1 protein-coding gene is annotated in these 1,817 nt (G+C 64.1%); it reads right to left on the bottom strand.

Going from position 1 to position 1,817, the window contains the following annotated elements; translation table 11 throughout:
• Positions 1–67: 67 nt before the first annotated feature.
• Complete coding sequence (locus MFM001_RS24240) at positions 68–1,729, bottom strand: hypothetical protein (protein ID WP_202864149.1); 1,662 nt, start codon at positions 1,727–1,729, stop codon at positions 68–70.
• Positions 1,730–1,817: the final 88 nt, after the last annotated feature.

The raw sequence follows: 1,817 nt of genomic DNA, 5'->3' as shown, positions 1-1,817 counted from the left end.
TAGCCGCTTGAGGATCGACTTTCGACAATTTGTTGGGGGTGTGGAACGACTTTCTTGCGGCGAATCCTCAAGCGGCTAGCGGTGTTTCGATAGCGAGGTCGGTGAACAGCGTCTGCATCTCGATGCGGATTCGTTCGTAGTCGCGGTCGACGGTTGTCCAGTGCGTGGGTTTGCGTCCCATCTTGGGGCTGTGCACGCCGGCGAGGATCGGGGCGATGACCTGGTCGCGCAGGGTGAGCAGGGCGGCGATGGTTCGTGCGGCCAGTGGCGGAACGCGATAGCGGCGGGATCTGCCGGGCTTATCAACGAGCTGTTTGCCGCGGAGTTTACGTAGGTCGTAGGCCGCCTGGCGGACACTGTAACCGCTGTGGTCTACACCGGTCAGGGCGTGGACTTTGGCGGCGAACTCGGCGACGGTGAACCCGTTGGGCGCGGGCGCCAACGCCAAGGCGGCGCGCAGCGCCTCATGCATGCGGGGTTTGTTGAGGTCGACACCGCCGACGCGGGAAGCGCCCAGCGTCGATCCGGCGGGCAGCTCATCGAGGATGCCGTCGTCGAGAAATCCGGTGTCCACGCAGTCCAAGGCGGTGGCAAACCGCTCGGCGATACCGGCCAGCTGGGTGACGATCTGGGGAAACTTTTCGATCATGCGCCCGCAGCGCAAATCGGCGGTGTTGTGCGCGATTGCCTCGAAGCGAAGCACGCGTTCGCCTTTGGTATAGGCCTTGCCGGTCAACCGTCCGAAGTTCAGCTTGAACACGGTCAGGTCATACGTAGGTGTCTCGATCGCGGCCTCGATCACCGAGGAGCGTTTGCGGGTGCGGTATGGGCGCCGCGCGGCACCGAAGATAGTGCGGATTTTAGGCACATCCAGCCGAGAGCGAGTGCGATCGACCACCGTGTCAAAGACCCGCTGCATCCTCGCGCCGTCGGAAAAGATCAGGTTGCGGCTGTACTCGAGCTGATAGACGGCGAACCCGTAACCGAATCCGCTGCGCTGTTGCTCGTCAAGATCGAGCCCAAAACACAAACACGCGGTGTAGATCCAGCGTTGGCAGACCTGGCCCAGCCGCCCTACAGCCGCATCCTGCGACAAGGCATCTGCGATCCGGGCCAGGCCCGCCGGGTCGGCGATGCCGGTGAAGCAGTTGCCGAGCTTGTGAAATGCTATCCCCGCCGCGGTCGCCTGCCGAGCCACATACTCGTGGCCGTTGAGCATGATCTGCGCGCCGAACGGCGGATGCCCCGACATCTTGATCGTCACGTGCCCCCACTCGGGGTCGATGATGTGAAACGAGTAGTGGTTGACGTATTCGCGTCTCCTTTCGATGTTGACGATCGCGCCGGTCTTGACCGAGCGCGCCACCTTCCACACCGGTGCCGGCGCCTTGGCCACCAGCACCAAAAACACGCCGATGCCCACCTCGTGAGTGGCCAGGTACTCCTCGGCGATGCGGTGCTTGCGCTCACCGGCCTTGCAGAAGATCACCGGCACCCCGTTGGCCGCGCCCCAGGCCTTGACCCGCCGCGCGAACCGCCCCGCCATCCGCATCAGGTGCGTGTTGTCCAGCTCGGCGTCACTATCGCCGTGCAGCCGCCGCCACCAGGTGCGCAACCCGCCTGGGTGATACCCCAGCGGGTAAAACGCGTTAAGGACGATGCGGTCCACGCAGTCATAGCTGCCGGTCACCAGATCCGAATACCGAAGGCTGAACTCGTCGATAGGCATCTGCTCAAGCTACGAAACCACCCGCCCGGGTGAGGCGAAACTGCCCGAAGGGCCACCGCCGCCGGGCGAAGTCCCGGCTGCGGCGTAG

Origin of the sequence: Mycobacterium sp. MFM001, from assembly GCF_003402475.1 — a bacterium.
Taxonomy (GTDB): Bacteria; Actinomycetota; Actinomycetes; order Mycobacteriales; family Mycobacteriaceae; genus Mycobacterium.
This window is presented reverse-complemented; position numbering and strand designations above follow the sequence as displayed.